The sequence below is a fragment of the Bradyrhizobium sp. genome, assembly GCF_016219575.1.
Lineage (GTDB): Bacteria > Pseudomonadota > Alphaproteobacteria > Rhizobiales > Xanthobacteraceae > Bradyrhizobium.
Genome location: NZ_JACRMG010000020.1, coordinates 43739 through 58256 on the forward strand (window position 1 = coordinate 43739; position 14518 = coordinate 58256).

A 14518-nucleotide genomic window follows, 5' to 3' on the forward strand; every position below is an offset into this window, starting at 1 on the left:
CAATTATTGCCTAGGGTATGGTTTCCAACTGGTTAACGACGGTTAACGGCGGGCAACGAAATCCAAAAAATGAAAAAAGCCGGCTTCGCAAGACGAAGCCGGTTTTCATCAAATGCCGTAATGGGAGAGCTTACTGGCGGTACTGCTGGATGCGGGTGGTACGCAGGCCTGCCAGGCCGTGCTGGTCGATCGAGAACTGCCAGGAGAGGAATTCGTCGACGGTCAGCGTATAGCGGCTGCAGGCCTCCTCGAGGGAGAGCAGGCCGCCGCGAACGGCAGCGACAACCTCTGCCTTGCGGCGAATGACCCACCGCTTGGTGCCGGGTGCGGGCAAATCCGCGATGGTCAACGGACTGCCGTCAGGCCCGATGACGTATTTGACCCTCGGGCGATGGGGTTCTGTCATGGCGTACTCACAAACTCTCAACCACTGAACTCACAATTCGAACGCTACGCCGACCCGCTTAAAATTTGCCTAAGCTCAAGGCTCCAATACGAATCTCCTTGCAAATGCCGAAAAGCCCGCCTGCCGGATCAACGGCTTGCGGGCTGAAATGGTTAATTTGGGTTAAGGAGTTCTGACCGAACGTTAAGAGATTCAGCTGGAGCCTCAGCTCTTGCGCACCACGCGCTTGATCTGGTCGGTGGTGTAGGTCTGGCCACCGATCGAGAGCAGCGGCGGGGAGGCGGTGAGATCCACCGAATCGACCACGCCCTGGACCTCCGTCGAGATTGCAACGTTGTTGCCTGCGGAATCCTTACCCGTGGCGGTCAGGGTGTAGGTGCCCGCCGGCCATTGCGTGCCGTCATTGCCCTTGCCGTCCCAGACGAAGCTGGCATTGCCCTGTTGCAACGAGTAGCTGCCGGAATAGGCCGTCTGCCCGGCCGAGTTGGTGATGGTGACGGTGGCGTTGGTGTCCTTGGGCGCATTCAGATTCCAGGTCGCCGAGCCGTCGAACTTGGCCTTGCTGCCGTCCACCGCCACGGTGTTGCCGACATAGACCAGCGCCTGGGTCGATTGCGCGCTCTTCTCGATCGATATCAGCGAGGCGAGCTGCTCGTTCTGCCTCATCTGCTGCTCGATGCCGGCGAACTGCACGAGCTGGGCGGTAAACTGGTTGGTGTCGAGCGGCTCAAGCGGGTTCTGGTGCTGCAGCTGGGTGGTCAGCAGGGTCAGGAAGGTCTGAAAGTTGCTGGCGATCGTTGCGGTTTTGGTCGACGCGGAATTGTTGCTCGAACTCGTCGCGGCGTTGTTGGTGGTCGCGGAGACCACCGTGGTCGGCATGGTTGCATCGACGGCCATTGCGAACTCCTTAAACCCTGATGTCCACGCCGCCGCTCGCCCCGAGCATGCGGCCGTAGCTGCCAGCCACCGTGGCGGGCACGGTTTCCTCCTCGGTGAGGATCAGGCGCTGGGCGTTGGGATTGGACTGGTTGCCGTTCTGCCCCTGGGATGACTGGTCGCGCAGGGAGAACTGCAGGCTGCTGTCGCCGGTTGAGAGGCCGGCATCGTTCAGCGCCCGCTGCAAGTGCGGCGCGTCCTGGCGCAGCATCGACAGCGTTTCCGGCTTCTCGACCGTGAGATGCGAGGTCACTTGGCCGTGGCGGTCGACGTCGATGCGGACATCGATGCGGCCGAGTTCGGCGGGATCGAGCCGGATCTCGAACCGGCTCTTGCCGCTGCGCACGGACGCTGCGATTTCCATCGCAAGCCCGGAGAGCGGCACCGCGGCCGATTGCGTCGCGGCCGTGACGGTGAAAGATGACTGCGCCTGCGTGGCCGTGGTCTGCATGAGCGGCTGGAAGGAGGCCGCGGTCTGCGCGGCGCTGGCCTGCGTGCTCGACTGGCCAGGCGCAGCGTCATGGCCGGCCGGATTGAGCTGTGCGGCCATGGCCGAGGGAGCCTGGCTGCCGGCCGATTCCGGTTTCGCCGTCTCGGCATAGGTGTTCCTGAGATTCGGCTTTGCCACCGCGGGCTGCTCGGTGCCGGTGGCGACTGCTGCCGTGGTGATGCCGGCGGCAGGCGCTTCGGTCGAAGCCGCCGGAGCCTCAGACTCGTCCGATGGTGCCGCGGCGTCGCTGGCCGCGGCTGAAGCCTTGGCCGGAGCCGCGGACTTTGGGGTTGCCGGCCGCGTCGCCGGGACCGTCAATCCGATCGCTTGTGCCGTTGCCGCTTCGTCGGCTTGCTCGCCTTGTCCGGTCGTGGCGATCGCTTCGCCGGCATTTGTCTGTACGCCAGGCTTGGCCGGAGTTGCCGCGGCCCTGTTCGCTGCGTCGGCATCGGCGGCCGTTACGGCCGGCGTGCCGGCTGCCTCCGTCACGGCGTTGCTGGCGGCAATGGCTGCGGCCGCAATCGCCAGCGGTCCGGCGCCGGGGCTGGCTGTCGTGGTGGTGGCCGGCGCGGCGGGGGCCTGCACATCGGTCGCGACGATTGCGACGGTGATCGCGGTGGCCACTGCGTCGGCGGTCTCGGCGGTTGGCTGGTCGGCAGCCGCCTGGGTGTCGGCGGAGTCGGTTGCGTCGGTTTCGCCGGAAGACTGTTTTTCAGCCGGCGTCGACTTGTCGTCCTTGCCGGCGGCCGCCTTTGTCTTGGTGCGCTTGTTCGAACCGGTCTCCGCAGCCTCGTCGGCGCCGGCCTGGTCGGCGGCAGCGACGTCGCTGTCATAAGCATCGTTGTGCTCGGGCTTGTCGGCCTTGACGTTGCGCGGTTGAGCCTTGTCGCCGGCCGCATCGTCGCGCCGGGCAGGGGCGGGCCGCTTGTCGGCAGCCGCCTGTTGCGGTGCAGGCCCGGTGTCCTGCGGGCGATCCTGCGCGCGATCCTGAACGCGGTCATTATTATTGGCGGCGGCCGTGGCGTTGCTGTCGACCAGCGCGGCGAAGCTGTCATTGGCCGGCGAAGGTTCGGCCTTGGCCCGCGGTGGGGGGGCCTGGAAGGAAGTGCTGGCGATGATATCGGGCGTAACGCTGACCACGGGCGGCCTCTCGCAAAGGAACTCGCCTTCTGGTCAGCAAGGACCGGGCCAGCTGGGTAGACTAAGAAAATAATGTTATATTTCAGATAGTTATGTAAATTGCCGGGTCCGTCGGGGTCCTCAAACCGGGCGCCTTTTCTGCCCGGCGGCAAGATTTGCCGTGGCCCCTGGAGCCTGCCCAAATGCGATCCCGCGTGATTGCTTCACGCCAGCACGGCCTATATTAAAGAGCGCGCCCACCGGACGATCCGGGGAGGGGCCACCGTTTTTCCAGGCCGCAAGCCCAAGGCCTTTCAACTCAAGGGCTTGAGCCGGCAATCGCGAGGCGGCTTTCCTGCCGCGACCGCACCGACCGACCGGAGCCATGCGCAACAGTCTCGATCTCGAAGGCCGTCCCGAAGACACCCGTGTCGTGGTCGCCATGTCCGGCGGCGTCGATTCGTCGGTGACGGCTGCGCTGTTGAAGTCGCAGGGCTATGACGTGGTCGGCATCACGCTGCAGCTTTACGACCATGGCGCTGCTGCCCATCGCAAGGGCGCCTGCTGCGCCGGGCGCGACATTCATGACGCGCGCAATGTCGCGGCCTCGATCGGTATTCCGCACTACGTGCTGGACTACGAAAGCCGTTTCCGCGAGTCCGTGATCGACAATTTTGCCGACAGCTACGCCCACGGCGAGACGCCGGTGCCCTGCATCGAGTGCAATCGTACCGTCAAGTTCCGCGACCTGCTGGAGACTGCGCGCGAGCTGGGTGCTGCCGCACTTGCCACCGGCCACTATGTCGCCTCGCGCCGCCTGCCTGACGGATCGCGCGCGCTGCACTGCGCGGCGGATGCCGATCGCGACCAGAGCTACTTCCTGTTCGCCACCACGCGCGAGCAGCTCGACTTCCTGCGATTTCCCCTCGGCGACATGAACAAGCCCGAGGTGCGCGAGCTCGCGCGCCGTTTCGGCCTCGAGGTCGCCGACAAGCAGGACAGCCAGGACATCTGCTTCGTGCCGACCGGCCGCTACACCGACATCATCGGCCGGCTGCGCCCGAACGCGATGGAGCCGGGCGAGATCGTCGATCTCTCGGGCCGCGTGCTCGGCCGCCATCAGGGGATTGCGCATTTCACCGTCGGCCAGCGCAAGGGCCTCGGCATCGCATCGGGTTCGCCGCTCTATGTGGTGCGGCTCGATGCGGACAACCGGCGCGTCGTGGTCGGCCCGCGCGAGGCGCTGCGCATGGATCGCATCGTGCTGCGCGACGTCAACTGGATCGGCGACGGCGCGCTCGACAATGTGATCGGCGACGGCATCGAGATGTTCGTGCGGGTGCGTTCGACGCGGCCGCCGCAGCCGGCCTTCCTGCGTTCCGGCAAGGACGGCTACGAGGTCGAGCTCGTCGCGGGCGAGGAGGGCGTATCGCCCGGACAGGCCTGCGTGCTCTACGATGCGGCTTCGGGCCAGGCGCGCGTGCTCGGCGGCGGATTCATCAGGAGCGCATCGGCGAAGATGACGGAGCGCGAAGCCGCGCCGCTCGAAGCCGTACGCGGATAATCACGCGCATGATCCCGCAAAGTGGGTACCGGTTTTCGGACAAGATCATGCGCCAACGGAAAAAGTAGAATCAGGACAGGGGATGGGGGACATCAATCTCACTGGCGTCACCAAGGCGTATGACCGCTGGGCGCCGATTTACGATCTCGTGTTTGGCAAGGTGTTCGACGAGGGCCGGCGCTCCACCATCGCGGAGGCCGATCGCATCGGCGGCCGCGTGCTCGACGTCGGCGTCGGCACCGGGCTGTCGCTGTCGGATTATTCGCGCAGCACGAAGCTCTGCGGTGTCGACATTTCCGAAGGCATGTTGCGCAAGGCAAAGCAGCGCGTGCGCGAGTTCGGCCTGACCAATGTCGAGACGCTGGCGGTGATGGACGCCAAGCATCTCGCCTTCGCCGACGCCTCGTTCGATGCGGTGGTCGCGCAATACGTCATCACCGCGGTGCCGGATCCCGAAGCTACGCTCGATGATTTCGTCCGCGTGCTGAAACCCGGCGGCGAGATGATCCTGGTCAATCACATCGGCGCCGAGAGCGGCCCGCGCCGCGCCTTCGAGCTCGCCTTTGCGCCTCTGGCGCGCCGCCTCGGCTGGCGTCCGGAATTCCCGTGGGAGCGTCTGGTGAACTGGGCCGCCAAGCACGGCGGCATCACGCTCGCCGAGCGCCGCCCGATGCCGCCGATGGGACACTTTTCGCTGATCCGCTATCGCAAGTCCTAGGCTTTCATCCGGGAACATCGGCCGCTGCCGGCCGTTTTGTTCGCATGATGCTGAAACGGATGCTTCTCATTTCATCGGTGGTGCTGGCCTCAGCCGGTTCCGCGCTCGCGCAGGCGCCGCCGACACCGGCAACTCCGGCACAGCAAACCGCGCCGCCGGCGCCGAACCGGCCGCAAGCCTGCGCGCCGATGGAGCGGGGTGCCCATCCCGGCGCCGCGGCGGAAGGCCAGACCACCGGCCGAAGCCGCGAGCCGCTCGGCGACAAGCTCGCCAGATCCGACGGCGTGCTGTGCCCGCCCGCCGGCGTCGATCCTGAAATCCGCGCGCCGACGCCCGATGCCGGCAAGACGCCCGTGATTCCGCCGCCCGGCAGCCCCGGCGGCGACCCCTCGGTCCGTCCGAAATAGGCCGAAGTTGCAGGCACTTGGACGGAGAGGCGGGTTTGCTTGACAGGCCAGCACCCCACTCCTTATATGCCGCGCGTTCGCGAGATGTGGCCTGTTTCGGCCGCCGCCGAACGCCGTGGCGGGGTAGCTCAGCTGGTTAGAGCACGGGAATCATAATCCTGGGGTCGGGGGTTCGAGTCCCTCCCCCGCTACCATCTTTCCCCACACTCCTTTCACGCGATTTGGATAGGCGTCTTGCCCGAGTAGCGCATTTAGCCGGCCTGCTATCTCCACAGCCACACCACCAAGACGCGTCGGATCTCGAAACACAGTGACGGTTTCGACCAGATCCCGGATCGCCTCCGCAGCTTCGGCATCTCCAGCGCTCACACCTCGCCCCAGAGCCTTTTCGAGTTGCTGCAATTGTTCCTCATACCGCTTGAGGATCGCCGGATGGAGCGCGACGGCCTCCGGAGCGGGAGGCTCGTTTTGCAGTTCTTCGGAGACTCGTTTTCGCTCAGCATCTAACGCAGTGGACCGAGGACCAAGTACAGCCGGATCTCCGTGGCCTTTCGCAATCGCGTCAACCAATCGATCAATTTCGCGGTTCAATTGGCCAAGCTGCCGTTCCAGTCGCAGCCGTTTTGCATTCGACGAAGCGGCGAGCCGTTTCCTCTCCTCGAGATACGTCCGAACGTACTCCGCAATAACCTTCGGCGCGCGCATCTCCGCTCTCAGCCCGCCGAGGACCGCTCTCTCGACCGCGTCCAGGTAGAAGGTTTTGCCGTCAGAGCAGGTGCCGCTCTCCTTCGCTGCCGAGCAGCGAATGCGGACACGCCCCGACTTGTCTTCGCCGTTCGTCGACATGCCTGCCCCGCAGGCTCCACAGCGGAGCAGTCCAGATAGCATACGACGGGGACGACGCTGGAGGCTCGGATGCGTTTGGGTCCGCTCCTGCCTTCTTTTTTGGGCGGCCTCGAACAAATCTGCGCTCACGATTGCAAGATGTGGCACCTCAGCGGTCCGCCATTCGCTCCTCGGATTCGGACGTGACAAGCGCTTTCCCGTGTCGGGGTCTTTCACCATTCGGACCTTGTTCCAGACGAGGCGCCCCACATACAATTCGTTCTGCAGAATTCCCGCACACCTGTCTCGCGTGCCATTCATGGTGGAGGCGTTCCATGCGCGACCGCGCGGAGGCGGCACCCGTTCCTTGTTCAAGCCATGCGCGATCTCGCGAGGCGTTCGGCCGTCGACGTATTCGCGGAAGATGCGGCGAACTACTTCCGCCTCATCACTGACAATGACTCGTTCGCCGCTTTTGCCTTGAACGGGAGCGTATCCGTAGGTGAGGCCTCCTCCGGCCAATCCTCTGTTCACCCGACCTGCTTGGCCCCGGCGCACCTTATGAGCGTTGTCTTCCCGATAAAGCTGTCCGACAAGTCCACGAAGGCCAACCAGAACCGTATTGACGACACCTTCATGAACAGCTCGGATTTCGACGCCAAGAAATGACAAGCGTTTGTGGATACCCGCAAGATCCTCCATGTCGCGCGAGAGACGATCAAGCGCTTCGACGATCACTACGTCAAAGTATCTCTCCCGCGCCTGGTCGAGCATGCGCAGCAGACCATCGCGCCCCATAACCGAGCCGCCGGAACGGGCTCGATCTTCGTACGTGCCGACAATATTCAGGTCCTCGCGCCGCGCATAGCTTTGGCAAAGCGAAACCTGGTCTTCAATCGAGCGTTCATTCTGAAGATCCGTTGAAAACCGGGCGTAAATGGCAGCTCGTCTCTTTGTCGGTTCGGTCGGCGAGCTCTGTTTCATGATCTTCCCTCGCAGCCTGACGAGCAAGTGCGCGCGCGAGACGTAAGATCGCTTCGTCTGCATTCGACTGCAAGGACAATTTTCGGTCCCGCACGATGCTGCCTAAGACGCCGTGAAACCTGTCGAGGCATACGCTCTTTTGGCGTTACGCATCGAGCGAATGTCGGAATTGTTAGTCATCCCGAGCATCATGCTCAGGCAAAGTCAAACCGGAAAGGCTAGTAAGAATTCGTCGTACGATTACATGCCACAGCGAAGAGAAGGCATGGCTGCCTTAGTTTGAATCTTCGTCGGCACCTGTGCCACGCGCAGTTCCGAAGATTGAGGCATTTTCGGTGTTTGGAGCGTAACCGCGCCGCAAGAGCAATGGAGTAGCTATCCGGCTACTGATTTCGTTGTCGGTTTGGAAGCAATCGGACCGCTATGCGCGGGAGAATATCGCCTCCGCTAATTTTCCTGCAATTCTGTTTGATTTTCGATCGCCTTCGTTGCGCTTCGATCGCTTCGTTTCTGGTGCGAAACTGGTGCGGTCACTCGACGTATGGGCTGCCGATGGTTGCGGCTCGCATTCAGTTTGTCAGTCTTAAGCGTCTCGACGGCATGCTGGATTTCAGAGACGATGCGATGAGGAGGAAGCGTTACGTTGCGTGCAAGAATCTTGCTTGCACTACGTAAGCCGCGTCCGGTCTCCTTGCTAGCCCTGTGAAGCCCCCCGGTAACCACCGACCTCACTGGACCTCATCGAACTCGCGTTTCGGACGCCATGCGACCGGATTTGCGATCCAGCGGTTGATGTCCGATTCATGCCAGCCGGTCCCGTTGGTGCTGATTTTGAGCTGAGCTGGGAACGTGCCCTCGGCGATCTTTCGGTAGATTGTGGACCGGGACAGCCCGGTCCTAGCGAGGACGGTTTTCAAACGGATGATGCGGTCTGGCTCGCGCATGGCCGCGCGCTGCCTCCTGCTGGCTGTTTCTGACGACTGCTGAGATCAGACAGGACAGGCCGTTGCGGCGCGCAAGAGAGTTGTTCGGGTCGCCGTGCAGTGGCGTAGAGCCGGCAGAAAATAGGATGGATCAAATTCCAAGGCCCCGGCCTCTGCCGATGTCGATGCCGTGGGTGAATGCCAATTCGTGGCCGAGTCGACGACCTGATTCGAACGTGATGCCGAGCTCCCGCTTGCGATTGGCGAGAATGGACTCCAGTTGCGGATCGCGTTCGAGGCTTTTGGCCATATCTCCCATCGCCGAGCGCGTGGCCTTGTAGCCGGATATGTCGCCGGCGTGATACTGGCGCAGGCTGGTGTGGTCGAGCTTCTGCCAGCGCTCCACGAAGCGGTCAGCGCGTCGGCCAGGGTCGGTGCGGAGTTCGGTTTCGAGCTGGAGCGCTCGGATAGCGCGGTTGACTTGGCCGCCAGCCGCTTCGCGGGCGAGTTCCGGATTCTTCTTGTAGGCGGCTTCGGCGTCGTGCGAGCCATTGGGGCGCACCTCTTCGAAGACCTTGCGGGCCTCCTGCAATTCCTTCACCTGCGCCGGGCTGGCCTTGCTGCCCCGCTCTTGCACGCCGAAGACCGCATCCACAGCGCGGGCATGACGTTTCAGGGCATCGGTGCGGGCCTTGCGCATCGCCGCGTCCGGGTCTTCCATCACCTTCCTTTCCGGCGCTTCCCGTTGCGGCTTCCGCGCGTCGTGCGGGCCGGGCACGACGTCGGTAGACGGCCGCAGGCCGTCGAGCATCTCGCGCACCTTCTCCGGCACGACCTTGCGCAGGATCTCGGCCACTCGTTCGCGGAAGGTAATGCCCCGCCGCTCGGCATAGTCCTGGGCCGGATCGGCACGCTCGTAGTCCGACGCCATATCCTTGGACCGGTTGCGCGACAGGGTGCGGGTGAGCCGCTCCTGACTGGCAAAATCGTCGCGGCCGTAATGCAGGTCGACGCCGTCGCGGTGCCGCGACAACGCGACATAGCTGCCGTGTGCGTCCATGCCTGGTGTAGCCAGCACATGGGTGCGGTCCACCGTCATGCCCTGCGCCTTGTGAATGGTCGCGGCATACCCGTGGTCGAGGCGGTTGTAATCTTTCAGGTCGAACGAGACATCGCGCCCGTCGTCGGTGCGCGCGGTCATGCTCTGGGCGTTGACCCGTTCGATGGTCCCGAGCGTGCCGTTCTTCACGCCAAGCCCGCGCTCGTTCTGCAGGAACATGACACGGTCCCCGCTGGCGAAGTCTCGCGCGCCGCGCTCGACCGTCAGACGCACCTCCTCGCCCAGATCGCCGGCAGCCCGCATCCGCTCGCGCGCGGCCTCATTGAGGGCCCGTACCTCGTCGTTGGTATGGGTGAGAATGATCCGGCTGCGGTCCGGCGTCGCTTGCCGGTCGCGGTCCCAGCGATCGATCAGATCGCCGCGCGCCTGCTCGCGGGTTTTGGCTTCATGCACGTTGCCACGGGAACGATAGGCCTCCAGCGCAATGCCGGTTCTGCCGCTTGCCAGATCGCGCGTGGCCTCCCGCTGCCAGTCCTCGCGCTGGCGGCGTACCTCGCCGATTTCCGCGCCGCCATAACGCTCATGGATGGAACGGAACGCCGCACCAGCCTCGATGGATTGCAGCTGCCTGGGATCGCCGACCAGCACGACCTTTGCGCCAGCTTCTGCAGCATGCGACAGCACCCTCTCCAACCGGCGCGTACCGACCATGCCGGCCTCGTCGATGACAAGGACATGGCGCGACGTGAGCAGGTCGCGGCCCTGGCCCCAGCCATGTTCAAGGCTGGCGATGGTGCGGGACGCGATGCCCGATCCTGCTTTCAGATTCTCGGCCGCAATGCCGGATAGCGCCGCGCCCCGGACCTCATAACCGGCCGCTTCCCATGCTTCCCGAGCCACGCCCAGCATCGCGCTCTTTCCCGTCCCGGCATGGCCGACCACGACGCCTAGATCGCGCCCATCCGTGACATGCGCCATCGCGTCTACCTGCTCGCCGGACAGGACAAGGCCGCGCTGTTCGGCATGGACCAGGGCCGCCTGGCGGTGCTTGTCATTCACCTGATGACGTTGCCGTCCGGCCATCGATTCCGCAGCGCGGTGCAAATGCCGTTCGGCCTCGATCATCTGCCGGGTGGTGAAACGTTCCTCGCCGCGTCCATCCTTACCGAGTTCGACCAGATCGGGCGCGCTGCCCATCGCGCCCATCACCTCGTTGAACTGGTCGACCCCGTCGCTGTGCCGGTACGCAAACTTTGCCATGTCGCGACGCGTGAAGGTCGATTGCTGCTGTGTGATGGCGTCCAGCCCCACCATAGGATCGACAATGATGCGCTCGCCATTGCCGCGCGCGATCTCACGGTGCATTTCCGCGCGGTCGGCGGTTTCGATCCCTTCGCCCTCGATGCGCTGCGCGGGGGCGCCGATCTGGCTTTGCGGCTCCAGTGCAATGCCTTGCGCTTCCAGACTGCGATGGTCGATGCGCGCGTCGATGTCGAGTTCGGCCAGCCGCTCGTTGGCAAGCTCAGCCCAGCGTTTGCGCCAGCGCTCCACCATCTCAGTTCGATTCCAGTCCCGAACTTTTGGGCCAAAGCCGTTCTCGTCCACCGACCGCATGGTCAGCATGACATGGGCATGGGGTTTGGCGAGGCCGTCTTCACCGATGTCCCGGTGCAAGTTGAGATCGGCGATCATGCCCCGATCCACAAACTCCGATTGCACGAAGTCCCGAGCGAGTTCGATGCCCTGAGCCTGCGTCATCTCCCGCGGGAGGGCGAATTCGACCTCGCGGGCAAGCTGCGCGTCCTTGCGAACTTCGAACGCCTCGACATCGTTCCAGAGCCGTTCGCGATCGCACCATGCCTCCGGAGCGCGTTCCGGCAGCATCACCTCGGAATGGACCACGCCCCGCTTGCCGGTAAAGTCGTGACTACGCTCAATCCGCTCATCGCGCAGGCGCGAGCCCGAACGGTAGGCGGCTGACGCCACCGCGCTGGAGCCGGCCTTGCGGCCAATGACCTTGACGTGAAGATGATAGATCGCCATCGCGACCGGATCATTGACACGGCGGAGCGCACGTCGGAACGACGTATAAGCGCGCCCTCCCTCGAAAAAATCTCGGGAGGGACTACCGCGTCCCGGGCCGTCCTAACAACCTTACAGCATTGTGCCGAGCCCTCGACTATCATTTCTCCATCAACGCTTATGGAGACGATTATGCGCAAGCCACGGGATTTTGATGCAGAACTGAAGGCGCTTGGGGACAAGGCGCGTAACCTCAAGGGTCGCAAGGTGCAGCAGCTCGGCGAGCTGGTGATTGCTACCGGGGCCGATGCGCTTAGCACCGATGAACTAGCGGGCGCGCTGATCGTACTTGCGGAGACAAAAGAGGCCGGAAGGAGGGAGGCATGGGCGAAGCGAGGGGCAGCATTCTTTCAGGGACGGCCGCGGCGAAATGCGTCAGCAGCTGGCCGCAACGCTAGCGGCGCTTCGGTGCAACCGGACGGCGCGCAACCGGCATCAGGCCGCAAGGGCGCGGCATGACATGCGCTCGTGGCAGATCGAGCGCCGCAAGCGGACGCGGCACCTCATCGAACTCGGGGGGCTCGTCGTCAAAGCCGGGATCGTGGACCTGACCGGCGGAGACCGCGCCATCATCCTCGGCGCGCTGCTCTGGATGGCCGAAAAGCTCAAAGGCGATCAAGGCGAACAGGCGCGCAAGGCGTGGTCGGCAACGGGAAAACAGGCGTTCGCGGCAACACATAAGGATACTGCGCAAACCCTTCCAGTAGCTCGACGTTGATGCGCGACAATGACATGCCGGCCAAGCGACTGCCGGACAGGAGCGAATAACGATTCAAGCGGTCGGTGCTTGAATTCAAATCAAGAATTTCTGGTATGTGTAGGAACTCGTATCGACGGGTTGGCCTGCTGGGAATGGTCGCGTTCAAGAAAAAATGCTGAAACGGAGTCAGTTTTGCGACTGATAGGACTTTCGTGCAAATGGAGTCAGTCAGCGGACTGATGAGGAAAGAGCGAAAAGCTTATCAGCTCAGAAGCGGATACCGGATGAACTGTCTTGTGGCAGATTCTAGGAAACAGGTTCCGGCCAGTTGGTGGTTCGGCGATTGGCCGATTTGTTTCAGAATCCTCCTATCGGAGCGCGACTAAGCCAGACCTGTCATTCCCAAATGGCGAACATCGACTTGATCCGATCGGGTAATGCGACGGATAGGTTCATACCATCCAGATAAATGCTCGGATCCGCGTTGCGGCTGAGGAAAACGTCTAGCTGTGGTTGCGTTGCTGGCTCCTTTAAGATAATGGAATAGAAGCCACGTTATGTTCGGTACGGGGTGCGATGGCGCTTAGCGATGCCCAGCAAGCAATCGATGATCCGATTTCGGTCCTGACTGCTGCGGGGTTGCTCGGCCAAGAGGCTCTTGCGCGAGCGCGGCGGCTCGCCGTTGACTCCGGCGAAACTCTTACGGCCACTCTCACACGACTTGGACTTGTGTCAGAGCATGACATGGCCGCGGCTTTTTCCAAGGCGCTCGATTTGCCCCAAGTCGATGCTGCCTCCCTGGCTTCGGGCCCAGAGTCTCTTGAAGGATTAAGCCCGGAGTTTCTGCGACACTCGCGGGTGCTGCCGCTGGCTCAGGGAGCCGACGGAGGTATCGCACTGGCGATGGCCAATCCCTCGGACGACTCCGCGGCCGAGTCAGTCGCGCTGTTTGTCGGTCGGCCGGTGCGTCGTTTCGTTGCTTTGCCTACCGACATTGAAGCTGCCCTCGATCGGTTGGTACCTCAAGAAGCGGCTGACGAAACATTGGAAGCCAGCTCGGGATCCGATCGTATCACGGTTGGCTTGGGAACTTCCGATCTCGATCGATTGAAAGAGGCGGCAAGCGACGCGCCAGTTATTCGATTGGTCAATACGCTCTTGGGACGCGCGGTCGATGAAAGAGGGTCCGACCTTCACCTCGAACCTACGGCCGATGGTCTGACGGTGCGCCTGCGCATTGACGGTCGATTGCGCCCGCTCGAACCTCCAATTCCGGCGCGGGTAAGGGATGCAGTCGTCAGCCGCGTCAAACTGATGGCCGGCCTTGATATTGCCGAACGGCGCCTCCCGCAGGACGGCCGTATTGCCCATGCCGTTCGCGGCCACGAAATCGATTTCCGCGTCGCAACAACGCCGACGGCCCATGGTGAAAGCGTTGTCATACGGATCCTCGATCGCTCGCAAGTGCAACTTAGCTTTGACGCCCTCGGATTCGATCGCGGGGCAATGGATGCCCTGACGCCTTTGCTCGACGCGCCGCACGGCATGATCCTTGTGACCGGACCAACTGGTAGCGGCAAGACGACAACGCTTTATGCGGCGCTTTCGCGGCTCAACACATCCGATCGCAAGCTGATGACAATTGAAGATCCGGTCGAATACCAGCTTGCCGGTGTCCAGCAGGTTCAAGTGCAGCCCCAGATCGGATTGACCTTTGCACGTGCGCTGCGCTCGTTTCTGCGCCACAATCCCAATGTGGTCATGGTCGGCGAGATACGCGATCTCGAAACGGCGCAAGTAGCCGTGCAAGTCGCTCTGACTGGGCATTTGGTTTTGTCCACCTTGCATACCAACGATGCCGCGACCGGCGTAACCCGTCTGCTCGACATGGGGGTCGAAGACTACCTCATCGCTTCGACGTGCAATGCGCTGCTCGCGCAGCGTTTGGTTCGCACATTGTGCCCCGACTGCCGGAGGCCCTACGACGTGAGCGCCGGCTATTTGTCGCGCCTGGGAATTCACAGCAAGGAGATGAAGACCTTGTTCAAGGCCGAAGGCTGCCCGTCGTGCAGGGGGAGTGGCTATCGAGGCCGCACGACGATCATCGAAGTCCTGCCTTTGACAGATGGCATTCGCGAACTCGTCTTGCGCCGCGCATCGGCGGCCGAGATTGGTCGTCTCGCTGTCGAACAAGGAATGCGCACGATGCACGATCATGGGATGGAGAAAGCCCTGTTGGGACTAACGACGGTCGACGAAGTGCTTGCTGCAACTCGTGCAACGTAAGCGTTGGGAACGATTCGG

At 63.0% G+C, this 14518-nt stretch carries 12 protein-coding genes and 1 tRNA gene; 7 read left to right on the plus strand and 6 right to left on the minus strand.

The genetic code is table 11. The features are described from left to right. Window positions 1–130: 130 nt before the first annotated feature. The 3 genes from HZB49_RS17125 to HZB49_RS17135 all read right to left on the minus strand — a co-directional run bounded on the left by HZB49_RS17125 (window position 131) and on the right by HZB49_RS17135 (window position 2972). Window positions 131–406 carry a DUF1153 domain-containing protein gene (locus HZB49_RS17125; RefSeq protein WP_002714638.1) on the minus strand — a complete coding sequence of 92 codons (276 nt, stop codon included), beginning with the start codon at window positions 404–406 and terminating at the stop codon, window positions 131–133. Window positions 407–610: 204 nt separating this feature from the next. Then, a complete protein-coding gene (locus tag HZB49_RS17130) occupies window positions 611–1303 on the minus strand; it encodes a flagellar hook capping FlgD N-terminal domain-containing protein (protein ID WP_291613425.1) in 693 nt (230 codons plus the stop codon). 10 nt (window positions 1304–1313) lie between these two features. Then, window positions 1314–2972, minus strand: coding sequence for a flagellar hook-length control protein FliK (locus HZB49_RS17135; RefSeq protein ID WP_291613426.1), 1659 nt, complete (start codon window positions 2970–2972; stop codon window positions 1314–1316). A gap of 364 nt (window positions 2973–3336) precedes the next feature. Here HZB49_RS17135 and mnmA point away from each other — a divergent pair, with 364 nt between their 5' ends. From mnmA to HZB49_RS17155, 4 genes are all read left to right on the plus strand, one after another. Then, complete coding sequence (gene mnmA, locus HZB49_RS17140) at window positions 3337–4515, plus strand: tRNA 2-thiouridine(34) synthase MnmA (RefSeq protein ID WP_291613427.1); 1179 nt, start codon at window positions 3337–3339, stop codon at window positions 4513–4515. A gap of 82 nt (window positions 4516–4597) precedes the next feature. Further along, window positions 4598–5233: a class I SAM-dependent methyltransferase gene (locus tag HZB49_RS17145; protein ID WP_291613429.1), complete on the plus strand. Its 636-nt coding sequence runs from the start codon at window positions 4598–4600 to the stop codon at window positions 5231–5233. 44 nt (window positions 5234–5277) lie between these two features. Next, entirely contained in the window at window positions 5278–5640 is a 363-nt protein-coding gene (locus tag HZB49_RS17150; RefSeq protein WP_291613431.1) for a hypothetical protein, read from the plus strand. Between the two features lie 117 nt (window positions 5641–5757). Continuing rightward, window positions 5758–5834: transfer RNA gene (locus HZB49_RS17155), tRNA-Met, on the plus strand. Here HZB49_RS17155 and HZB49_RS17160 read toward each other — a convergent pair. From HZB49_RS17160 to traA, 3 genes are all read right to left on the minus strand, one after another. Continuing rightward, on the minus strand, window positions 5791–7512 hold the full coding sequence (locus HZB49_RS17160; RefSeq protein ID WP_365858342.1) for a recombinase family protein: 1722 nt from the start codon (window positions 7510–7512) through the stop codon (window positions 5791–5793). The two genes, HZB49_RS17155 and HZB49_RS17160, sit on opposite strands and share 44 nt — an antisense overlap. Before the next feature lie 665 nt (window positions 7513–8177). Next, on the minus strand, window positions 8178–8393 hold the full coding sequence (locus HZB49_RS17165) for an AlpA family transcriptional regulator (protein WP_291613433.1): 216 nt from the start codon (window positions 8391–8393) through the stop codon (window positions 8178–8180). A 130-nt stretch (window positions 8394–8523) separates the two neighbouring features. Further along, entirely contained in the window at window positions 8524–11475 is a 2952-nt protein-coding gene (gene traA / locus HZB49_RS17170; protein WP_291613434.1) for a Ti-type conjugative transfer relaxase TraA, read from the minus strand. Between the two features lie 171 nt (window positions 11476–11646). On the opposite strand from traA, the gene HZB49_RS17175 reads away from it, so the two are divergent. The 3 genes from HZB49_RS17175 to HZB49_RS17185 all read left to right on the plus strand — a co-directional run bounded on the left by HZB49_RS17175 (window position 11647) and on the right by HZB49_RS17185 (window position 14500). Then, window positions 11647–11973, plus strand: a complete 327-nt coding sequence (locus HZB49_RS17175; protein WP_291613436.1) for a conjugal transfer protein TraD — start codon at window positions 11647–11649, stop codon at window positions 11971–11973. 1 nt (window position 11974) lies between these two features. After that, entirely contained in the window at window positions 11975–12232 is a 258-nt protein-coding gene (locus HZB49_RS17180; RefSeq protein ID WP_291613437.1) for a conjugal transfer protein TraD, read from the plus strand. A 558-nt stretch (window positions 12233–12790) separates the two neighbouring features. After that, a complete protein-coding gene (locus tag HZB49_RS17185; protein ID WP_291613440.1) occupies window positions 12791–14500 on the plus strand; it encodes an ATPase, T2SS/T4P/T4SS family in 1710 nt (569 codons plus the stop codon). Window positions 14501–14518: the final 18 nt, after the last annotated feature.